The sequence below is a fragment of the Arthrobacter sp. B0316-1-20 genome (assembly GCF_059091865.1).
In genome coordinates this window covers 1-4,321 of the sequence record NZ_JBNHHC010000152.1, presented here as the reverse complement: position 1 = coordinate 4,321, position 4,321 = coordinate 1, and the positions used below count along the sequence as shown (strand labels likewise).

The following is a 4,321-nucleotide window of genomic DNA, read 5'->3' as shown; positions in this document are numbered from 1 at the left end:
CGCGAAGCGCGGGGAGCGCAGGCCGTTCTCATCGATGGCGATGAATTCACCCGGTTCGATCTCGCGGACAAAGGACGCGCCGACGATGTCCAGGCCGGCCGTTTCCGAGGCCACGACCCAGCCGCGTTCCAGGCGGCCCAGTACCAGCGGGCGGACGCCGGATTCATCCCGGGCCGCATACAGCGTGGTTTCATCCATGAAGGTGAAACAGAAGGCGCCGCGCAGCTTGGGCAGGATCTCCAGCGCGGTCTGTTCCAGGGATTGGCCCGGGTGCCCGGCCATCAGGGCCGTGACCAGGGCGGTGTCCGTGGTGTTGCCCTGTGCGATTTCGCCGCTGCGGGGCTTCCCGTAACGCTCCAGCAGCACATCGTAGAGTTCGGCGGAGTTGATCAGGTTGCCGTTGTGGGCCAGGGCCACGGTGCCGCTGGCCGTGGCGCCAAGGGTCGGCTGGGCATTGGCCCAGGTGGACCCACCGGTGGTCGAGTACCGGCAGTGGCCGACGGCGATGTGGCCGGTCAGCGTGTTGAGGATGGTCTCGTTGAAGACCTGGGAAACCAGCCCCATGTCCTTGTAGACATTGATCCGGTTGCCGTCGCTGGTGGCAATACCGGCGGACTCCTGTCCGCGGTGCTGCAGAGCGTACAGGCCGTAGTAGGTCAGTTTTGCTACTTCTTCGCCCGGTGCCCAGACACCGAAGACGCCACAAGCATCCTGGGGTCCCTTTTCGCCGGGAAGTAGATCATGGGAAAGCATTCCGTCGCCGCGCGCCATTACGCCATTGTCTCACGAGAGCAACGGCGCGCATCAACTCCGGGAACCGCTGCGGCCGTGATCTGGTGCACGTGCGGTTACGGGGCCACGCCGTCGGCGTCATCGCCGGCGCTCTCGACCGTGGCCCGCTTGGCCCGGCGGACGCTGAAGTAATCGAAGAGCAGTGCGGCCAGCGCCCCGATCAGCACGCCCGGCAGCGCCAGCAGGACGGCAAAGAAACCGAGGACGGAGCCGCGGGTGAAATCCGGGTTCTCCGGCACCGCGAAGGTGATGATGAAGGCCGCGATCAGTCCGAGCAGGCCACCGGCGACCAGGAACGGGACGAATTTGGGCGCCCGGCGGATGGTGATCTCGCGGCGCTCGGGGGCGCCGCCGTCGTACCCGTTGGAGGCGTCGGATGCCGGCTGCTCAGAACTCATGCCCCTAAGCCTACCGGCCTGCCGGCCTGCCGGCAGCTAAAGCGGCAGGTAGGCCGCGAGGTCGGCACGCAGCCCGGAGGCAGCTACCTGGCCGGACCCGACGGCGTCCGCCCACCCGGTCCTGCCGGTCACCAGCGACAGCCAAGTGCCGGCGTCGGTCTCGATAACGTTCGGGGGAGTGCCGCGTGTGTGGCGGGGGCCGGCCACGCACTGGGCGACGCCGAAGGGCGGCACGCGTACCTCGACGCTGTTGCCCGGAGCCTTCCGGGCCAGCTCTTCGAGCGAGTACCGGACGGCGGTGGCCACGGTGCTGCGGCCGGCGGGGACGCCGGAACGCACCCCCTCCAGCCACGCGGCGATGGCTGCCGAACCGTCCTCGGTGGCAATGCGGCGCCGTGCCACGGCTAGTCCAGCAACGCCGAGACCGGGCCGGCCAGCCGTAGCTGCCCGACCGACTGTCCGCCGCCGAGCACGGGCCGCATGATCTTCTCCAGCACGGCGGCCACCCGATCCGGGTCCACCGCACCGGCTGCGGCCAGCAGGCTCAGGGCCACCAGCGAGGAAGCGCGTCCGTTGCCGTCCAGCATCTTGAGGGCTACCGAAGCACCCTGCGGCGTGCCCATCACCATCATGCCCTCCGCGCCGCCCTTGGCGATGACTTCGAGGTCCTCCATCACGACGGTGTTGGACAGCCCGTGGCCCTGGACAGCCCATGGGTAGTCCAGCATGGCTGTTGCCACCGTCGCGGCGCGGGCGTCCGCGTACTTGTTCGACGGCGCCTTGGCCAGCTTGCTGATGCTGCGGGCCAGGCCGCGCAGCGACACCGCCGGCAGCGGAGCCCCGCAGCCGTCGACGCCCAGGTGCTGGATTTTCTCCCCGGTGTACTCCTCCACCACAGTGCGCACGCGCTGCTGCAGGGGGTGGTTCGGGGCCAGGTAGGAGTCCGTATTCCAGCCGTTCTCCGTGCAGGCCCACAGGAAGGCGGCATGTTTGCCGGAGCAGTTGCTGGCTACCCGCTGCCGGCCCTGGTCGCTGCGGACCAGCAAATGACGTGCCTGCTCGTCCCGCGGCCATTCCGCCGGGCACCGGAGTTCGGCCTCCGTGACGCCTGCGGCGGAAAGCATCGACCGGACAACCTCGGTGTGCTCACGGGACCCGGAATGGCTGGCTGCCGCCAGTGCTACCTGGGGTCCCCGCAGCGGTACGCCGGACTGCATGGCAGCGATGGCCTGGATCGGTTTGAGCGTGGAGCGCGGGAAGACCGGGCTGTCGATGTCCCCCAGCTCGGTCACGACGCTGCCGTCCCCGGCCATGACGACTGCGGACCCGATGTGCCGGGATTCGATGAAGCCGTTGCGCTCCACGACGGCCAGTTCAACGGCGTTGATGGAGGTGAAAGTCTCTGGCATGGGTGTGCTTTCTGCTGGTACTGCGGGGAGGGGAGGGGCTGTGGGGGTTAGCGTGTCCGTTAAGCTTAGGTGTTGTGAAGGTTCTTGTGATTGGCCCCGGCGGCCGCGAACACGCCATTGTCCGTTCCCTGCTGGTGGATCCGTACGTCACCGAGGTCCACGCAGCCCCCGGAAACGCGGGCATTGCGCAGGATGTACCCACCCACCCGATCGACGCCAATGACCCGGCTGCGGTCACCGAACTGGCCCGCTCGCTGGGCTCGGACCTGGTGGTGATCGGTCCGGAGGCCCCGCTGGCCGCCGGTGTGGCGGACGCGGTCCGGGAGGCTGGAATCCCGGTCTTCGGTCCCAGCAAGGAGGCTGCGCAGCTGGAAGCCTCCAAGGCATTCGCCAAGCAGGTCATGGCTGCTGCGAATGTTCCGACGGCGATGGCCCGGGTCGCGGCCACTGCCGAGGAGGCCGCCGAGGCCCTGGACACCTTCGGCGCCCCGTACGTGGTCAAGGACGACGGCCTGGCCGCGGGCAAGGGTGTCGTCGTCACGTCGGACCGGGACGCGGCCCTGGCCCACGCGCAGAGCTGCTTCGATGCCGGCGGCACCGTGGTCATCGAGGAATTCCTGGACGGCCCGGAGGTCTCCCTCTTCGTCATCTCCGACGGCCGCCGGGTGGTTCCGCTGGCGCCGGCGCAGGACTTCAAGCGCATCTTCGACAACGACGAAGGCCCCAACACCGGCGGCATGGGGGCCTACTCGCCGCTGGAATGGGTACCGGCCGGCCTGGTGGCGGAAGTCGTCTCCCGGATCGCCCAGCCGACCATCGATGAGATGGCCGGCCGCGGCACTCCTTTCGTGGGCGTGCTCTACTGCGGGCTGGCGCTGACCTCCCGCGGCGTCCGCGTGATCGAGTTCAATGCCCGCTTCGGCGATCCGGAAACCCAGGCGGTGCTGGCGCGCCTGAAGACCCCGCTGGGCTGCCTGCTGCTGGCCGCCGCGAAGGGCGAACTGGATGACGCTGAAAAGCTGCGCTGGGCACCCGAGTCGGCTGTCGCCGTCGTTGTGGCCTCCGCCAACTACCCGGACACGCCCCGCACCGGTGACCGTATCCGCGGCCTGACGAAGGCCGGCGCGCTGGACGGCGTGCACGTGCTGCACGCCGGCACCAAGGCGGACGACGGCGGCAGGGTCGTCTCCTCCGGCGGGCGCGTCCTCGCCGTGGTCGGCATGGGCGAGGATCTGGTGCAGGCGCGCGAGCGCGCCTACGCGGGCGTGGGGCTGATCGAGCTCGACGGCTCGCAGCACCGCACCGACATTGCCCTCAAGGCGTCGAAGGGACAGACCTCCGTCCCCGGTACAGCCGCATACAACGGAGGAAAATAGCCATGGCAGCCGAAACCACCGCCGACCGCACGCCGCTGGAACTGTCCGGCTGGAAGCATGTCTACTCCGGCAAGGTCCGCGAGCTCTATGCACCGGCGGACGGTTCGGAGGACCGGGTGCTGGTGGTGGCCAGCGACCGCATCAGTGCCTATGACCACATCCTCTCCAGCGAGATTCCGGACAAGGGCCGCATCCTGACGCAGCTGAGCCTGTGGTGGTTCGAGCAGCTTGAAGGCGTGCCCAACCATGTCCTCGCGTCCACGGTGGCGGACGGAGTTCCGGCCGAGGTTGAGGGCCGGGCGATGATCTGCAAACGGCTTGAGATGTACCCCGTGGAGTGCATCGC

Annotated in this window: 6 protein-coding genes; 2 read left to right on the top strand and 4 right to left on the bottom strand. The window is 68.8% G+C overall.

The window, feature by feature from the left end; translation table 11 throughout:
* From AC5RW2_RS40845 to AC5RW2_RS40830, 4 genes are all read right to left on the bottom strand, one after another.
* Positions 1–771: amidophosphoribosyltransferase (locus AC5RW2_RS40845; RefSeq protein WP_494075280.1), on the bottom strand; the 771-nt coding region annotated here is incomplete at its 3' end.
* A gap of 77 nt (positions 772–848) precedes the next feature.
* On the bottom strand, positions 849–1,190 hold the full coding sequence (locus tag AC5RW2_RS40840; RefSeq protein WP_494029067.1) for a hypothetical protein: 342 nt from the start codon (positions 1,188–1,190) through the stop codon (positions 849–851).
* Between the two features lie 36 nt (positions 1,191–1,226).
* Positions 1,227–1,592, bottom strand: a complete 366-nt coding sequence (locus AC5RW2_RS40835; RefSeq protein ID WP_494029068.1) for a sterol carrier family protein — start codon at positions 1,590–1,592, stop codon at positions 1,227–1,229.
* Positions 1,593–1,594: 2 nt separating this feature from the next.
* Positions 1,595–2,599 (bottom strand): asparaginase, encoded by a 1,005-nt coding sequence (locus AC5RW2_RS40830; protein WP_494029069.1) that lies wholly within the window; start codon positions 2,597–2,599, stop codon positions 1,595–1,597.
* Between the two features lie 74 nt (positions 2,600–2,673).
* Here AC5RW2_RS40830 and purD point away from each other — a divergent pair, with 74 nt between their 5' ends.
* Together purD and AC5RW2_RS40820 are read left to right on the top strand one after the other, a co-directional pair.
* The gene (purD, locus tag AC5RW2_RS40825; protein ID WP_494029070.1) at positions 2,674–3,975 is read left to right on the top strand and encodes a phosphoribosylamine--glycine ligase; all 1,302 of its coding nucleotides are present in this window, start codon (positions 2,674–2,676) and stop codon (positions 3,973–3,975) included.
* A 2-nt stretch (positions 3,976–3,977) separates the two neighbouring features.
* Positions 3,978–4,321, top strand: a 344-nt coding sequence (locus AC5RW2_RS40820) for a phosphoribosylaminoimidazolesuccinocarboxamide synthase (protein ID WP_494075279.1), incomplete at its 3' end; no start/stop codon positions are given.

Excerpts from the sequence above, each read along its gene's own strand:
- AC5RW2_RS40840 (WP_494029067.1), bottom strand. The coding sequence starts at position 1,190 with ATGAGTTCTGAGCAGCCGGCATCCGACGCCTCCAACGGGTACGACGGC.
- AC5RW2_RS40830 (WP_494029069.1), bottom strand. The coding sequence starts at position 2,599 with ATGCCAGAGACTTTCACCTCCATCAACGCCGTTGAACTGGCCGTCGTG.